General features: G+C 44.2%; 13 protein-coding genes. 11 read left to right on the forward strand and 2 right to left on the reverse strand.

The genetic code is table 11. The features are described from left to right. Positions 1–10 precede the first annotated feature (10 nt). The 6 genes from AACS90_RS18965 to AACS90_RS18990 all read left to right on the forward strand — a co-directional run bounded on the left by AACS90_RS18965 (position 11) and on the right by AACS90_RS18990 (position 10,707). Positions 11–4,816, forward strand: coding sequence for a type I polyketide synthase (locus AACS90_RS18965; RefSeq protein ID WP_241538192.1), 4,806 nt, complete (start codon positions 11–13; stop codon positions 4,814–4,816). Then, a complete protein-coding gene (locus AACS90_RS18970) occupies positions 4,813–6,384 on the forward strand; it encodes a condensation domain-containing protein (RefSeq protein ID WP_099121130.1) in 1,572 nt (523 codons plus the stop codon). The genes AACS90_RS18965 and AACS90_RS18970 overlap by 4 nt, the downstream gene beginning before the upstream one ends. 10 nt (positions 6,385–6,394) lie before the next feature. Next, positions 6,395–7,342, forward strand: a complete 948-nt coding sequence (locus tag AACS90_RS18975) for an ABC transporter ATP-binding protein (RefSeq protein ID WP_099121131.1) — start codon at positions 6,395–6,397, stop codon at positions 7,340–7,342. Continuing rightward, positions 7,335–8,432 carry an ABC transporter permease gene (locus AACS90_RS18980; RefSeq protein WP_099121132.1) on the forward strand — a complete coding sequence of 366 codons (1,098 nt, stop codon included), beginning with the start codon at positions 7,335–7,337 and terminating at the stop codon, positions 8,430–8,432. The genes AACS90_RS18975 and AACS90_RS18980 overlap by 8 nt, the downstream gene beginning before the upstream one ends. Before the next feature lie 147 nt (positions 8,433–8,579). Continuing rightward, a complete protein-coding gene (locus AACS90_RS18985) occupies positions 8,580–9,770 on the forward strand; it encodes a hypothetical protein (protein ID WP_099121133.1) in 1,191 nt (396 codons plus the stop codon). 82 nt (positions 9,771–9,852) lie between these two features. Then, complete coding sequence (locus tag AACS90_RS18990; RefSeq protein ID WP_099121134.1) at positions 9,853–10,707, forward strand: DMT family transporter; 855 nt, start codon at positions 9,853–9,855, stop codon at positions 10,705–10,707. An 11-nt stretch (positions 10,708–10,718) separates the two neighbouring features. Here AACS90_RS18990 and AACS90_RS18995 read toward each other — a convergent pair whose 3' ends face one another. After that, entirely contained in the window at positions 10,719–11,354 is a 636-nt protein-coding gene (locus AACS90_RS18995) for a hypothetical protein (RefSeq protein WP_099121135.1), read from the reverse strand. A 594-nt stretch (positions 11,355–11,948) separates the two neighbouring features. On the opposite strand from AACS90_RS18995, the gene AACS90_RS19000 reads away from it, so the two are divergent. Both AACS90_RS19000 and AACS90_RS19005 read left to right on the forward strand, forming a co-directional pair. Then, on the forward strand, positions 11,949–12,137 hold the full coding sequence (locus AACS90_RS19000) for a hypothetical protein (RefSeq protein WP_241538193.1): 189 nt from the start codon (positions 11,949–11,951) through the stop codon (positions 12,135–12,137). A gap of 21 nt (positions 12,138–12,158) precedes the next feature. Further along, the gene (locus AACS90_RS19005) at positions 12,159–12,536 is read left to right on the forward strand and encodes a GNAT family N-acetyltransferase (RefSeq protein WP_241538194.1); all 378 of its coding nucleotides are present in this window, start codon (positions 12,159–12,161) and stop codon (positions 12,534–12,536) included. On the opposite strand, the gene AACS90_RS19010 is transcribed toward AACS90_RS19005, so the two are convergent. Further along, positions 12,526–12,693 carry a hypothetical protein gene (locus AACS90_RS19010; protein WP_193757148.1) on the reverse strand — a complete coding sequence of 56 codons (168 nt, stop codon included), beginning with the start codon at positions 12,691–12,693 and terminating at the stop codon, positions 12,526–12,528. The two genes, AACS90_RS19005 and AACS90_RS19010, sit on opposite strands and share 11 nt — an antisense overlap. A gap of 521 nt (positions 12,694–13,214) precedes the next feature. On the opposite strand from AACS90_RS19010, the gene AACS90_RS19015 reads away from it, so the two are divergent. From AACS90_RS19015 to astD, 3 genes are read left to right on the forward strand one after another with little or no spacing between them, the layout of a single operon-like run. Continuing rightward, positions 13,215–14,426 (forward strand): aspartate aminotransferase family protein, encoded by a 1,212-nt coding sequence (locus AACS90_RS19015; RefSeq protein ID WP_099121136.1) that lies wholly within the window; start codon positions 13,215–13,217, stop codon positions 14,424–14,426. A gap of 22 nt (positions 14,427–14,448) precedes the next feature. Next, a complete protein-coding gene (astA, locus tag AACS90_RS19020) occupies positions 14,449–15,495 on the forward strand; it encodes an arginine N-succinyltransferase (protein WP_099121137.1) in 1,047 nt (348 codons plus the stop codon). After that, positions 15,492–16,970, forward strand: coding sequence for a succinylglutamate-semialdehyde dehydrogenase (astD, locus tag AACS90_RS19025; RefSeq protein WP_099121138.1), 1,479 nt, complete (start codon positions 15,492–15,494; stop codon positions 16,968–16,970). The genes astA and astD overlap by 4 nt, the downstream gene beginning before the upstream one ends. Positions 16,971–17,023 lie beyond the last annotated feature (53 nt).

A 17,023-nucleotide genomic window follows, 5' to 3' on the forward strand; every position in this document is an offset into this window, starting at 1 on the left:
ATAACGGATCATGAATAACACCGATGGTAATAACGTTCAGAGGGAACAGGCAGTGGAATCAGTGTCTGATTTGGAAATGCACGGTTTTGAAATCGCCATTATCGGTATGGCGGGACAATTTTCCGGCGCAAGTGATGTTGAACAATTCTGGCAAAATATCGCAGCGGGCGTTGAGTCTGTCAGGCCATTGACTGATGCCGAACTGGATGCAGAAGGAATATCAATAGAGGCCCGTTCGCGGGCTGATTTTATCCGCAATGTTTCCGTACTGGAACATCCTGAAGACTTTGATGCTGAGTTTTTTGGTTACTCTCCGCGGGAAGCTCAGGCAATAGATCCACAGCAGCGCTTGTTTCTGGAAACGTCATGGCTGGCATTGGAAAATGCCGGTTATGCAGCGGAAAAGTTTCAGGGACCAATCGGCGTGTATGCCAGCAGCTCCAGCAGCAGCTATTTTATGAATTATCTATTGAATCATCACACTGCCGAAGGGCCGTATTTATCGGACATGCTGCTATTTGGCAATAATAACGATCTGCTTTCGACACGGGTATCCTACAAGCTCAATCTGCGGGGGCCGAGTTTCACTATCGGGTCGGCCTGCTCCAGTTCAATGGTGGCGCTACACTACGCTTGTCAGTCTTTATTAGCCGGAGAATGTGACATCGCAATGGGCGGAGGTGTTCACGTTGGTTTTCCCTCCCACAGTGGTTATCACTTCGAGGGCAGCGGTATTCTTTCCCATGACGGTCATTGTCGTACTTTCGATGCTGAGGCATCCGGTACTCTGAGCGGTGATGGCGTTGGTGTTGTGGTGCTGAAACGGTTACAGGATGCACTGGACAGTGGCGACCATATTTATGCGATTATTAAAGGTTCTGCGGTAAATAACGACGGCGCAGAGAAAATCGGTTTCACTGCGCCATCGGTAGCCGGTCAGGCCGCGGTTCTGCAGCGCGCATTGCTGGTGGCAGATGTGACACCAGAAAGTATCAGTTATATCGAGGCTCATGGCACAGCAACTCACCTTGGCGACCCGATGGAAATGAAAGCCCTGCTCAGTGCTTATGAGCAACCGGAAACAGAGCTGCCGCGCTGTGCGGTGGCTTCTGTCAAAGCGAATCTGGGACACGTAGACTCGGCGGCCGGTGTAACGGGAGTCATGAAAGTTGCACAGATGATGATGCACCGTTATCTGCCACCGGCGGTCAACTTTACCCGCCTCAATCCTGAAATTAATCTGACCGGTTCAAGGTTCTATATACCGACAAAAGGTGAAGCGTGGCAGTGTCAGGGCGTACGCCGGGCGGGTGTCAGCTCCTTTGGTATTGGGGGAACCAATGCTCATATGATTTTGCAGGAAACCCCCTATACTTCCCCGTCAGGCCCGGCTCACCCGCAACAATTGCTCTCTTTTTCAGCCAAATCACCGCAAGCATTGCAGGCAAAGTTGCTGAATTTCCGTGATTGGCTGGAAAAATCTCCCCGACAGCCATTAGCTGATATCGCTTATACCCTGCATGTTGGTCGTCATGAAATGGATTACCGGCACAGTCTGGTATGCCATGATCACATCAGCGCAATTGCAGCGCTGGATAATTATTTATCCCGGATAATACAGGAAAATACGTTACGTACAGTTTCCTCGTCTGTCATTTTTATGTTCAGCGGGCAGGGAGCACAATACCCCGGCATGATGAAGGGGTACTACGATCAGGAGCCAACATTCAGGGCCGAAGTGGATAGATGTGCGGAGATTATGCTGCCTTTGCTGGGGCGTGATATCCGTTCATTAATCTTCAACACACCTGAAACGGATAAAAATTCGGCGTTGTATCAGACACGTTATACCCAGCCAGCTCTGTTTGTTGTCGAATATGCGTTGAGCCAGTTGTTGATGGCATGGGGGATACGTCCTACGGCTTGCATTGGTCACAGCATCGGAGAGTATGTTGCCGCCTGTATTGCGGGGGTATTTACTCTGGAAGATGCAGTGAAGATTGTGATCAGGCGGGCTAACTTAATGAATCAGATGCCTGCCGGAAAAATGCTGGCGGTAGAACTTAATGAAAGAACATTACAGGGCTATCTCACGGAGGGCGTTACACTGGCTGCTTATAATGCGCCTGAGCTTTGTGTGGTATCCGGCGAAACAGAAGCCATATTGATGCTTGAAGCGCGTCTGGCGGAGGATAATATTGAATCCGGCACGCTGCATACTTCCCACGCTTTTCACAGTGCGATGATGGATGGATGTCTGGAACCGTTCAGACAGGCATTTGATGGCATAACACTCTCAGCGCCAGAATTGCCATTTATTTCCTGTGTAACGGGAACATGGATCACCGCGGAACAGGCTATGTCGCCGGATTACTGGGTACGCCAATTGCGTGAACCGGTTGCGTTCAGTCAGGGAGTGGCATGTTTATTGTCTCAACAGGAAGGCACTTCAGCTTCTCATATACAGCAATCTCACTCACAAAAAACCTCACCTTCAAAAGCGCCTGTTTTACTGGAAATCGGGCCGGGCAGTGCTCTGACCGGACTGGCAAAAATACAGTTTACAGGTTCAGCGGCACATCAGCGGGTGTTCAACAGTACCCGAAGTATCAAACAAACTATCCCGGACAGGCAGCATTTGCTGAATCTATTGGGGCAGCTATGGCAACAGGGGGTATCTGTCGACTGGTCTGCATTTTATCAGCCACAGAAACGCCACCGCCTTCCTCTGCCCGGATATACATTCCAGCGCCAGCGTTACAGTCTGGACTCATGGACTAGTGATACTTCACATAACATGTCTGCTCATACCAGACAGGCTGCATCGGATAGAGGGCGGTTGCCACTGGAGCAGTGGAGTCACCAGATCCGCTGGAAACAAATGACCATACCGGTGGCAGATTATGCCCGGTTAAATGGGCAGGTTTTCCTGATTTTTATGGACTGTTCAGGAGTAGGAAAACAGCTGGCGGCTGAACTGACACAACTGGGCGGTGAAGTCTGGCAGGTAATACAGGGCGGACGTTTTAAAGCAGATACAAACACACGTCAGGTAATCATCAATCCGCAGAACAGCGAAGACTATCAGGCATTGGTGGATTTATTTAACAGCCGGAAAGTGAAGGTCACTAACATCATTCATGCATGGTCAATATCGCGTTCAGCTTCCATTGCACTGAACACTGCCTTTACCAATTATGAATCTCTGTTGCATATCGCCCGTCAATTTGCGGTAGACCGTTTAGCAACAGATGGAATGGGATCAGCAAATCAACTGAAAACGGCTGCACTAAAAATAGACATCCTCTCCAACCGACTGCATTCGATTACAGAACAGGACAGAAATGATCCGGCCAAAGCCCTGCTACTTGGCCCATGTCGTGTCATTCCAAAAGAGTTTGAACAGGTGCAGTGCAGGAGTATTGATGTTGCCCTGCCTGCTCGCTGGTCACTGCCTTTGCTTAATCCTAAGCCGTCTGATGCCGTAATATCAGCATTACTGACAGAGATCCTCAGACAGCCGGAAGAACAGGAGGATCAGGATAATATTGTCGCGCTTCGCGGAAGGCATCGTTATGTACCGTTGACTGAAACCGCAGTTTTACCCGCGACGGCGTCCCCGCTATTAAGACATGGGGGAAACTACCTGATTACGGGCGGATTTGGCGGTATTGGAGCCACAATAGCACTCTATCTGGCGAAGCATTATCAATCCCATTTGATTTTCATCAGCCGCAGTGAATTACCGCCCAGTAATGAATGGTCAGACTGGCTGGAAACTCATGATGCAGACAATAAGCGCTCACGCCATATCCGTTTGTTACAACAGTTAAAGCAGATGGGCGCTTCTGTTTCAGTCATTTCTGCCGATCTGGCGGATGCTTCAAGAGTCAACAAAGCTCTGACCGATGTTGTTCTCCAGTATGGGCAGATCCACGGGGTTTTTCATTGTGCAGGTATTGCCGATGGTGGGCTGATCCAGAATCGCAGATTCGAAGACTCACTTCAGGTATTCCAGTCAAAAGTACTGGGAACACAGGTTCTGGATAACTGGTTTAAACGCCGTCCACTGGATTTTTTCGTTTTAAGTTCATCACTGGCATCCCACATAGGCACAATCGGACAGGTCGCTTATTGTGCAGCTAATGCTTTTGAAGATGCTTACGCTTTATCACGTCATCAACATGTTTTAGATGAGAAAAATTTCAGTAAGTCACATTCAGGCACGAAAAAATCTACCCGCTATCTTGCGATTGGCTGGGATGCATGGCGTGAGGTAGGAATGGCAGTGGATAGCCTGCGTCAGTGGTATCAGGATAATGAAGAACAAGAAAGTATCAGGCACGGTATTCTGCCGGAAGAGGGTTGCCGGTTACTGGAACTATTACTGTCACATGGGGACAGTGTTTATGCTGTTTCTACCCGTGGCTTACCGTTACCGGATACCGACCACGCCTCAGAAAATAATTCCCCAGCAGAACCAGACCGAAATACGGTAAACACGGGCGAGCAGAACCTGTATCCCCGCCCGGTATTAAGTGTCGCTTATCAGGCTCCCCGCAATCAGACGGAAGAAATTATTGCTGATATCTGGCAGGAAAAAATGGGTATAGGCCCATTAGGGGTGTTTGATGATTTCTTCGAACTGAATGGTCACTCGCTGATGGCAGTGCAGATCATCGCAAAAATTAAACAGCGGCTACAGGTGGTATTTCCTGTCGGGTTTATTTACGAACACTCCACGATTGAACTATTGGCTGAGCAGGTCAATCTGCGTAACAAAGTGCAGCCGGACAACCCGGAGGAAAGGCGATGATAGCCAAAATGCAAAGAGGCAAGGCAGCCGAGAATTTGCACCACACCGGGAATAACAAGCAGGGAAACTGGTTCCCGTTGGGATATGCCCAGCACTGCTTCTGGTTTGTATCTACTGCACTGGGGGATACAGCTAACAATCAGGTTGGTATTCTGATTGAAGGAGAACTGCGGATAGCAGTGCTGGAACAGGCTATCAATACGCTAATCCAGTCGCATACTTCCCTGCGCACGGAAATACTGGATTACGCACCAATGCAGCGGCTTTGTCAGATGCGGGAGTTTGATCTGCCCCTGCTGGATTTGTCAGCTTATGATGCCGATAAGCAGGAACAACGGGTGCTTGAAAATAGCCAGAAATTCCTGCATACGCCATTTAATCTCAAATCGCCCCCCCATCTGCGGGCACAGATTTTCCGATTGGCAGAATCAAAACATTTATTGTTTTTATGTTTTCCTCACATTGTGGCGGATGGCGGGGCCATACACTTGTTTGAGCAACAGCTCTGGCGGCTTTATCAACAGGGATGCCACGGAAAAAAACACCAGTTAAGTTTATCGGATCAAATGCAAATTGATGAATGGGTCTGTTATGAACGGGAAACCCATCATCAACATGGTCAGCAAGATTTAGCTTTCTGGCGGCAGCATCTGAAGGGATATCCTTATGCGCGTTTTCCTGCTCGCTATCTCAACCAGAATACGCTGACCGATCATGAGTTTTACCTGCCATTTCCAGAAAATAGCTATGATTTGCTGGATACGCTGGCTAAACAGCAAAAAGCAACATTGCAGATGGTTTTTCTGACACTGGTTGCCGAGGTGATTTACACCATGACCGGGCAGTCCCGTTTTTCGCTGAATTCAGTGCTGGAAGGCAGGGAGCAGCCCGGAAGTGAAACATTGATGGCGCCCATGCTGCGTGTTATGCCGGTGCCTGTCAATCTGGACAGCCTAAAGGATAGAGAAGGAAAAAATGAGGCGACGACAATTGCTTTGCTGGAACAGGTCAGGGAAAAGATTTTATCGGCTTATGACCACATGGAATGCCCGTGGAGTTTGCCGGTTGGTGTGCTGGCTGAACAGCGCTGGCATAGCAGCCCCGGTATTTATTCTCTGGCAATCCGTGCAGGTAGCTGGCTTTACAGCAAGGTATTCCGGCGTGCCCGGCTCTACCCGCATTTTCTGGCTGACTTTTTGTTTATGGAGCCAAGACCACCGCAATCCATCATTCGCCGAGCCAGACGCAGCGTAGAAATTTCACAACCAACGATTAACATTAATATATTACAGGATGTATTCAAATCTGAGACGTCGGGTAGCAGGCTGGATGGGTTACGCCTGAGCAGCTACTGGAAAAGTGAACATCGGGAACATCAGGCGCTGCCCGGTCAGGCTATTTCCACCCAATGGGAAAATGACTCTATCAATATCTACGTCACACTTTCTGAAGATAGCAAACCAATCATGCAAATTAACTGTTGCTGTTTTAATCAGGCAGGGATGGCCTGTTTTACCGGATTGCTGAAGGAAAAACTATCTTCTCTCTCCCAACTTATCACTGAATGAGATACAGAGAATGGCTATTCAGAAACAAGAAGAGAAAGTGATTGAGTTTAAGCAGGTCAGGAAACATTACAAAGATTATCAGGCGCTGAAAGGCATTTCTCTGGATGTTTATCGTGGTGAGTTCATTGGTCTGCTCGGCCCGAATGGTGCGGGAAAAACGACACTGGTTGAAATACTGGAAGGGCTAAAAAAAGCCGATTCAGGCTCTGTCAGGGTATTGGGAAAAACATGGCAGCATGATGCACCTTATCTGCGCCGGCGTCTCAGCGGAGTCTTACAGGAAACGTTATTTATCAACAAACTCAGAGTAAAAGAAGTGCTTACTCTGTTCGGCAGTTTCTATGGCTGTTCACGTCATCGGGTGCAGGAAGTGATGGAACTGGTTGAATTAAGTGAAAAACACCGGACTTATGTGGAAGGGTTATCAGGAGGCCAGCGCCAGCGGCTGGCTCTGGGTGTTGCCATTATGAATGAGCCGGAAATTCTGATACTGGATGAGCCGACAACAGGGCTTGATCCGCGTTTCCGGCATGATACATGGGACATTCTGCGCAAACTCAACCGGGAAAAAAAATCCACTATGCTGCTGACAACGCATTATATGGAAGAAGCTGAATATTTATGTGATCGGATTTGTATCATGAATAAAGGGGAAATTATTGCACAGGGTGGCATGGATGAATTACTGAAAAAATACTGTAACGGCGATCTGATTGAGCTGACGACCCGGTTCCCTGAACGTCTGCAAGAACTGAGCCGGCATAATCGGGTATCAAGTTATGAATACGATGAATCAAAAAACAGGATCCGTATGATAATTGACGATTCAGCCAGCTTTGTGACTGAGCTTTTTGAATGTGCCAAAAAAGCCGGTACCGATATCAATGAACTGGTGATCAGAAAGAAAACGCTGGATGATTTGTTCATGACACTGGCAGGGAGACGCTTCCATGAATAGTGCGTTGATCAACCTGATGAAAACACAATTCAGGCAATATATCCGTGAGCCGGAAATTCTGTTCTGGTCATTTGGTTTTCCGCTTTTGCTGGTCTGGCTATTAGGACTTTCGTTCTCATCACAGGATATTCCCGAAAGGTATATCGGCATTGTTCTGCCAGCAGAAGTCGCGGAACAACAGAAGATCAAACAATGGGGAGAGCAGTTTACAGCGCATGAACACACGATCTCCGGTATTATCAATCAGGATGAAATCAGACGGAATAATCTGGTAAAGGTCAAATATCATATTAAATATTATCCTGACCGTGAGGCGGTGATCCTCGGATTGAAACGGGGTGATATTCAGATGGTTATTGAACAGAATGCGCAGGGAAAACAGATTCACTACCTTGACCCGCAGGATGGTGATGCCCTGCTGACTTACTATCTGCTCAATCAGCAAGAGGGAAAGCAAACAGATAAAAATCTTTTCATTCTGGAAACACCGGGGCTGCGTTATCTGGATTTTCTGATACCGGGGTTACTGGCGATGGCAATAATGGAAACCTGTTTAATTGCTGTCGGCTGGGCACTGGCAGAAAAACGCCTCGCGCGGGTCACCCGCCAGATGTGCATCACGCCAATGCGTAAGACCACCTTTCTGATGGCGCATATTCTGGCCTGTCTTATCATCAACTTCGTTGAAATACTGATTATTTATCAGTTTGCTAAGATCTATTTTGATATAGAAATACAGGGTTCGTTTTACGCCTTTCTGCTTTTACTCTTTGCCGGGAATATCTGTTTTTCTGGTGTGGCAGTGCTGGTGGCATCCCGGGCACGCAAGGCTCAGACTGCGAACGGATTACTGGAAGTTTCGATTCTGATACAGGTTTTGTTATCGGGGATCTTTTTCAGCTACAAACACTTTCCACAGTGGATGGTCAATATCGTTGAATATCTGCCGTTAACCATTCTGGCTGATAATATGCGTAAAGTATTTATTGAAGGCGGGGAACTATTACAGGTTGTACCTGCATCTATTGCACTGGTTGTCATTGGTGTCATGACTTTTATATTAGGAATGCGAATTTTCCGCTGGTATTAATTTGTCAGTGGCTGCTTTGGCAGCCACTTGAAAAATAGATAATGGAAATATTCTACTCTGGCTGGGTTTTTGTTTTTTTATATGAAAAGTTATATGGAAAGCTATTTGATATAGGAAATATAAATATTATCTTGTGAGATATATAATATGTTAAAAAATATTCCGTATATTATTTTTGACGCAGAACCATTCTGTTTTGGTCCGATATCGACAACATTAAATGTTGTGGAACAGTTAAAGCATCGAAATAAATTGATAGCGGATGCTAAGTTAATTTTATTAGGTACACTCACCTCTTCTCAATTAGGCGAAAAATCGAATTTATTTGATATTATTTATGAGTGTGATACGACTTCTGTTACCGAGCTTTCACGTTATTCGGAGCTGATTTCAGGAGCCAGTCTTTACATTAACAATACCAATCCCGGCTCGATCAATTTTGTTTCGCAACTGGGTACACCCATTGTCTATATCGATACCCTATTCTGGATGTGGAGTAATCTCCACGCTGATCTGCGCCAAACTGAAAAAACGTTCATTCAGGACTTTCATGGAATAGAACGAAATATTGCCAAATTCAGTGATAAACTTGGTGATTATCAAGTTATACCTCCCATTCTTTCTGATTCTTTGCAACAGTGTTTAATGGATGATCATCCATTAGATGGTGTATTAATTACCCTTGGTGGTATTGACACGGTTTACAGCGAGACAACTGATTTTTACTACCATTTTCTTCAGGAATTGCTCTCTATTCCCAATCTGAAAAATGAAAAAAATATTACGATTGCAGGTGGAGGAAGAACAATCGGAAATCTGAAAAATATACTCGCTGAAACACATCCTCATATCCATGTTGATTGTTTTTCAAGACAGGATTTTCTGAAAAAATTACGGCGGGCCCGTAAGGTATTATCGAATGCAGGGCTTACCACATTTTATGAATGTGTTACGCTTAATAAAGATGTTTTTTTCTTGCCTCCACAAAATTATAGCCAGCAATTACAGTTAGAAATATATCTTCAACATTATTATCCCCCTGAGTATGGTTTTCTGTGGCAGCCGGAATATGGATACCCTGAGCTCCCCGCTTACTTATCAGAGAGAGAGGGGCTAGCGTTAACTGATAAATGCATCGATTTATTTATTAATCGTCCTATAGAAAGAAAGCGCGCTCTGGAGATGATTGACCAGTTTCTCTCGAAAGAGAAAATTAACGCTCATTTTTCCCGGGATATCTTTGAACATAATGCGAGTGATATTATTGTCGATTACATTGAAAAAATGTTTTTAGCCAAAAGGTTACAGAGTGAGAAAAATATGAATTTACGCAACTGAATGAATATCTGAAGATTGATGACAAATGCTTAATTAAATGCTACTTATTAGTCCTTTAGACAGGATAATAGGTGTATTTGATATGAACTCCAAAAATATTTGGAGAACCTACGGTTCAACTTCTCTTTTTGTCTTATTGTGGAGCAGTGGCGCTATCTTTTCTCGCTGGGGGTTGGATTATAGTTCTTCCTTTGCCATTTTGACGGTACGTTTTGCCATCGCTTTTCTATGCCTTTTGTTACTCTGTGTGTTCAGAAAACATTACTTACCGGCGTCAGGAAGTATCGGAAAAGTTGCGGGTACTGGCTTATTAATGATTGCCGGATATGCTATTTTTTATTTTCTTGCATTAGAGCATGGCATTACCCCCGGAATTCTAGCAACAGTCATGGGGATTCAGCCTATTATTACTCTGTTGGTGATAGAAAAACATTTTTCCGTTCGCCGTTTACTGGGTCTGTTCTTATCTTTAATGGGATTGATATTAGTTGTTTTCCAGGGGCTGGTAATGACTAATTTTTCTTTTCTAGGTACGTTTTTTGCTTTGTCAGCATTAGGTTGTATGAGTTTAGGCGCTATTTTTCAGAAGCAAATTCAGCAGTCGCCTTCAGAAGTTCTGCCTTTGCAATATGGTGTAAGTTTAATCGCATGCTTATTGTTTGTTCCTTTTAAACCTTTTCATATTGAATTCACCACTGGTTTTATTGTCTCTGTTTTATGGCTTGGGTTAGTTATTTCTGTAGCAGCACAGTTATTACTTTATCGGCTTATTAATGCAGGCAATTTAGTTAACGTCACTAGCCTGTTTTATCTTGTGCCGTGTGTTACCGCATTAATGGATTATTTGTTTTTAGGTAATGCACTCTCTACGTTAAGTATGATTGGAATGGTAGCGATAATCACAGGGCTAGCTTTTGTTTTCCGCGAAAAAAAGTAACAGGAATATCGCTATTCTGATTTATTGCGTTCCTGTTTCTTACGATACGAGCGCCAGCGGTATCGGGGCCAATAGAAACTAAATAGGATCATCAGTATGGTCAGTGGTGTTCCGCAAAAAGTAATTACGGTATCAATGGGAAACCCGGCTCGATTTGCAAGAATATAAAGCCCGACTGCTTTTGACAGGTAGACCAAAATCCAGGCGATAGAAACTTCGTGCCATACTCTGTCATAGATGGGCTTGCCATAAACTGAGATAGTTTTTAATCCCGGCATGGCTTGCTCCGCCATTGTTTTTGCAGCCGGTTTTCCTATTAGTGAATAAAAACAGAAGACTGCAACCAGTGATGCAGCACTGCTAATTGAACCAAAAACTTCCTCAAGTTTTTTATCAAACAGGGTATATCCGTGTATATAAAGATAATGACTTAGTCCTGATACTAACAACAGAGCGATTACTACCCAAATACTTTGTGTTTTACTGATAATCCTGAGAATAACTGAATATATTGTTGTCAGCAGCAAGGCAGTACCAACACCGCCTACAGAGAAAGCAACATGATACAGAATAATCGGTATAATCATGTTGAGCATCACATCCCGTGATATTAAATAACGCCAGATAGATAAGTTTGTTTGCTGCATTTTTTTACCTGATATTTAAGGGTGTTTGGGTTACATACAAAAGGAAAACCAAAAGAAGGTAAATAAATATGCTGAATATTAATATATAGTCGGAAAAGTTTATCCCGCAAGAAATAAACAGAGTTATATATTTTACCTGGGATGTCTAAACTATTGTTAAACTGACCTGTTTTTTGTTTATGTATATTCTTAATATTATTTCCAATAAATTATGCTTGATGATATTTAAAACCAGTAATATGGTATATGATGATTTCCTTTTCTATCTCTTCAATTGTTAAGAATATTCTGAATGCAATGTGATTTTTTTCGTGTAATTAACATCATTATCAGATAAAAAAACTTCACTGTTGCTGCTTGTTATTTTCATTTTGTATTTTTATAAGTGAATTGTTTTGTTTTTGGATTTTTATCCTGATTGAGAGATGCTTTCAATTCACTTGAATTATTATTGCGTTAATTGGATAAATATATCTAATTGATGCATGATGGTTTGTTGAGTAATTTTATCGCTGTTAAAAGATGTATTTTGCCATTCTGAACTGAATATATCCGAGAATTAATTGGGTATTAATAAGATAAAGGAGCGAAAACATGAGCGTCTGTGAGTCTAAAGAAATATCAGAAATACAACTAACGCGTTGCATACAAACATTGACACGTGCTTTTGATGGATATTCTTTGATGCGGCATTTTCTGGCTGAGGACAGTCACCAGCAGAGAGTACAGCGTTATCTGGAGACCTTTCTTCGAAAAGTCGGTATGGCAGTAGGGCATGTGTAGGCTACTGATGATGGAACGGCTGTGTCTATTTGGACGGCTCCCGGTATTGAAGATGCAGCGTCTGTTTTTGTTCCGCTGTCCGTTGAATTTGAAAAGATCGCAGGAGAAAGAGCGAACATAATGCAGGCATCTGAAGCAATTATGGCGAAAGAACGCCCTGATTTTCCGTGCTGGTTTTTGGGGGTAGTCGCCGTAGATCCTGACTTTCAGGGAAAGGGACTGAGTCGTGCGGTTATTGATCCCGGACTCGAGAGAGCTGAACGTGAAGGTTTTCCGGTGTTTCTTGAAACCTCGGATGAAAAAAACGTCAGAATTTATGAGCGGCTGGGGTTTGAAGTCACAGCTGAATATCCGCTTCCTTTCAATGGTCCCATGATGTACGCAATGCTCAGGCAATGACTCGACTCAGTGCAGAAGTACCAATATTCTTCTGCACTTTTTCTGTTTCAGTTCTCTGAGAAAGTACATTTCCTTTATTTAGTTGATTAACCAGAAGATCATTCATGTAACCGGAAGTTGTTGAACTATCATCAGGCCAGTTTATCTGAATAGTCATGATAATACCTGAGATTTAATCAATTCAAGTGATTGATTTTAAATTATTATATTTATTTTTTTGTAAAAATTCGTATTTGCAAATATTTTTTAATATACCTGATTGTAAAATGTACCTTCAATAAATGAATAATTACCGAGCAAAACACGGATGTTTTTCGCTCTGCCTAATTATATACCTCCTTTTATTTATTTTTTATGCAATGTTTATGCATAAACTGAATAAAAAATCATTTTTATAAATTGTGAAAAACATCAAAAAAGTAAATTCATTGTGATTACGTTGTGTTGACTTTGTTAAAAATCAAAGAGATGATGCGATTAATTGTTAATCAGGTCTGGCAATGAAAGGTGTTGAAAGATTAATTTTAAGTTTCAGAAAAGCATTGATTCAATGAATGAATAAAACTAAAAATTAATAGAAATAATTAATGGAAAATATGAGCATATCCATTAATTTAAAAGACTCTTTAAATACACGCCTATTACCACCTTTCTTGTTAATTATTCGAGGTAAAACAAATGACGAAAGAAATTCAGAGAAGTTGGTTTGAACAGTATATGGTTCCTTGTTTCGCACCAGCTCCGTTTATTCCTGTCAGAGCTAAAGGCTCCAGAGTATGGGATCAGGATGAAAAAGAATACGTTGATTTTGCTGGAGGTATTGCTGTTAACGCATTAGGACATGCTAATAATGAATTAAAAGAAACATTAAACAATCAAATGGAAAACCTCTGGCATATTGGTAATGGTTACACTAATGAACCGGTCTTAAAGCTGGCAAAAGATTTAGTCGAGAATACCTTTTCCGATAAGGTTTTTTTCTGTAACTCTGGTGCTGAAGCAAATGAAGCTGCGCTGAAAATTGCCAGAAAATATGCTTTAGATAAACATGGCAGCCATAAAAGCGAAATTATCTCATTTGAAAACTCTTTTCACGGAAGAACATTATTTACAGTGACAGTAGGTGGACAACCTAAATATTCACAAGATTTTGCTCCTCTTCCACAACAAATCACTCATCTCCCTTATAACGATATTGAAGCCATTAAAGCACATATTTCTGATAAAACCTGTGCCGTCATTGTTGAACCCATTATCGGCGAAGGTGGTGTTATCCCGGCAACGCCAGATTTTCTGAAGGCGTTAAGAGAGCTGTGTGATCAATATCAGGCATTGCTGATTTATGACGAAATACAGACCGGAATTGGCCGCACGGGGTATCTGTATGCCTATGAAGAAACGGGAATTGAGCCGGATATACTGACCAGTGCAAAAGGATTGGGCGGTGGGTTCCCAATCGGAGCGATGCTGGTTAAACAGCATGTTGCAGAAGTATTCCAGCCGGGTTCACATGGCACGACATTCGGTGGTAACCCACTGGCAAGTGCAGTTGCTCATAAAGTGCTGAACATAGTGAACCAGAAGGCGTTTTTGGCAGGTGTACAGGAGCGCCATCAGGAATTCATCCGGCATATGACTGATTTGAACCAGCGTTACCACGTGTTTAGTGAAATACGTGGTAAAGGATTATTGCTGGGCGCAGAACTGGCGGACAAATATCAGGGTAAAGCGAAAACATTAACCAATTTTGCTGCGGAAGAAGGGTTAATCGCGCTGATTGCAGGGCCGAATGTACTGCGTTTTGCTCCGGCATTAAATATTGAACAACAGGATATCAACGACGGTTTTGCCCGGCTTGAAAATGCCCTCAAGCGATTTGTTCAGGAATAAACGCAGTTTTTGAGGTGATATCATGATGCTATTTAGATCCGTTCAACATAAAGATTTGGGGGATATCCTCGATCTCTCGTCTCGCGCTGGAGTGGGTTTGACGTCGTTGCCAAATAATCAGGAATATCTGGCAGCCCGGATTTCACGCAGCATTGATTCATTCCACGATGGGCGCGAGCGTTCACAACAGGGATTCTTGTTTACTCTGGAAGACACGGAAAAGCATCGTGTTGTTGGGGTGAGTGCGCTGGAGGTTGCGGTTGGGCTGGAGGAGCCTTTCTACAATTACCGTGTTCATAAATCGGTGCGCTCATCCCGTGAATTGGGAATTTATAATTCGTTTGAGACTTTGATTGTAGGGCAGGATCACACCGGATACAGTGAGTTGTGCACCCTGTTCCTTGACCCGGCTTATCATGGGGGGCGCAATGGTATTTTTCTTTCCAGAAGCCGCTTTTTATTTATTTCAGCGTTTCGCCATCTTTTTCCGAAAACTATTTTTGCGGAAATGCGCGGAGTAGTTAATGAACAGGGCGAATCACCATTCTGGAATGCACTTGGGCAGCACTTTTTCAACGTCCCGTTTGCGCAGGCTGATTATCTGACAGGCATTGGCACCAAAACATTTATTGCTGAACTCATGCCGTTCCATCCGATTTATGTTCCTTTGTTGCCGGAAGAGGCACAGCGGGCTATCGGGCAGGTACATGAGAATACAGTGCCGGCCCGCGCGATTCTGGAAAAAGAAGGTTTTTCCTACCACGGTATGGTCGATATTTTTGATGCTGGCGCTATTTTGCAGGCTGAGATCGATGATGTGCGAACCGTAAAAGCCAGCCGGCTAGTGTCTGTTAAAAGAAAAGAGAATGCCTCCAGACAAAGTGATGGCAGGCTATGCATTGTTTCTAACCTACATTTTCAGGATTTTAAAGCGTTGCTGCTGAATATCTCTGACGCTATTGATAGTGATGAACTGCACCTGACTGGCGCAGAAATGGAAGCACTTCAGGTAGAGGAAGTGGATTTAGTTCGCTGTGCTGCTCTTTTTTCCGAGGAAACTTCACAATGAGTGATCAGGCAAATTACATTGATGGTAAGTGGGTAACCGGGCAGGGTGTACAGGTAGTTAAACATTCGCCTATTGATCAGCAAATTCTGTGGCAGGCCCGCAGTGCTTCTGTTAAGCAAGTGGAAGAGGCTGGTCTGGCTGCACGCAGGGCATTTTCAGACTGGGCAAAGCTGGCAGTTGAAAAACGTATTGCCATTGTTCAGGCATTCGCTGATTTACTGGCACAGGAAAAAGAAACAATTGCCCGTGTGATAAGTGAAGAAACCAGCAAACCATTGTGGGAAACCCGGACAGAAGTTCAGTCTATGATTGGTAAAGTTGCTATTTCTATTGAGGCATGGCAGCAACGGACAGGTTATTCAGAAACCGCCATGCCGGATGGAAAGGCAATATTACAGCATCGTCCTCATGGCGTGATGGCTATTTTTGGGCCTTATAATTTCCCCGGTCATTTACCTAACGGCCATATTGTTCCCGCTTTGATTGCTGGTAACACATTAATCTTTAAGCCAAGTGAATTAACGCCGATCACAGCAGAAAAAACCGTGGAGTTATGGATCAAAGCCGGATTACCTGCGGGAGTTTTGAACCTCGTTCAGGGGGGCAGGGAAACCGGTGGTGCGTTACTGGATTGCCGGGAAATCGACGGAGTTCTGTTTACGGGTAGTGCAACAACCGGTTTTCACTTCCACCGTCTGTTGGCTGGTCAGCCGGAAAAAATGCTGGCACTGGAGCTGGGGGGGAATAATGCCCTGATTGTTGATGATTATGATGATCTTGATGCGGCAGTTTATACCATTATCCAGTCTGCTTTTATTTCCGCGGGTCAGCGCTGTACTTGTGCCCGCCGGTTGTTGGTAAAACAGGGTGAGAAGGGCGATGCCCTGATTCAACGGCTGACTGAAGCGGCTCGTCAGATAGTTCCGTCCCGCTGGGATGCTGAACCTCAGCCTTTTATGGGCGGTGTTATCTCTTTGGCAGCAGCAGAAAGTCTGCTGAATGCTCAATCAGGGTTGCTGGCACTGGGCGGCAAGGCCCTGCTGACACTCACACAACCGGATCCGCATTCAACCTTTATGACTCCCGGCATTATTGAACTGACAGGCGTTAGTCAGGTTCCTGATGAAGAGTATTTCGGCCCTCTGCTGACCTTGCAGCGTTATGACACCTTTGAGGAAGCGATTTCCATCGCCAATGATACCCGTTTCGGTCTGGCGACAGGGTTGATTTCACCTGATGAAAGCCTTTTCCTTCGATTACAGGAAGAAGCAAGAGCCGGGATTGTGAACTGGAATAAACCACTGACCGGCGCTTCCAGTAAAGCACCTTTTGGTGGGGTTGGAGCATCAGGCAATCATCGCCCCAGTGCTTACTATGCTGCTGATTATTGTGCATGGCCAATGGCATCTTTGGTGACGGACAAACTGTCTCTGCCAGATACATTCGTCCCCGGGCTTGATTTTTTCCGCTCTTAATTTTTTCAGTTAGCTTTTTTCTGACCAGCCGGTTTCCAAAACCAGCTGGTTTT

Origin of the sequence: Xenorhabdus sp. KK7.4 (genome assembly GCF_963876465.1) — a bacterium.
Classification (GTDB): Bacteria; Pseudomonadota; Gammaproteobacteria; order Enterobacterales; family Enterobacteriaceae; genus Xenorhabdus; species Xenorhabdus stockiae.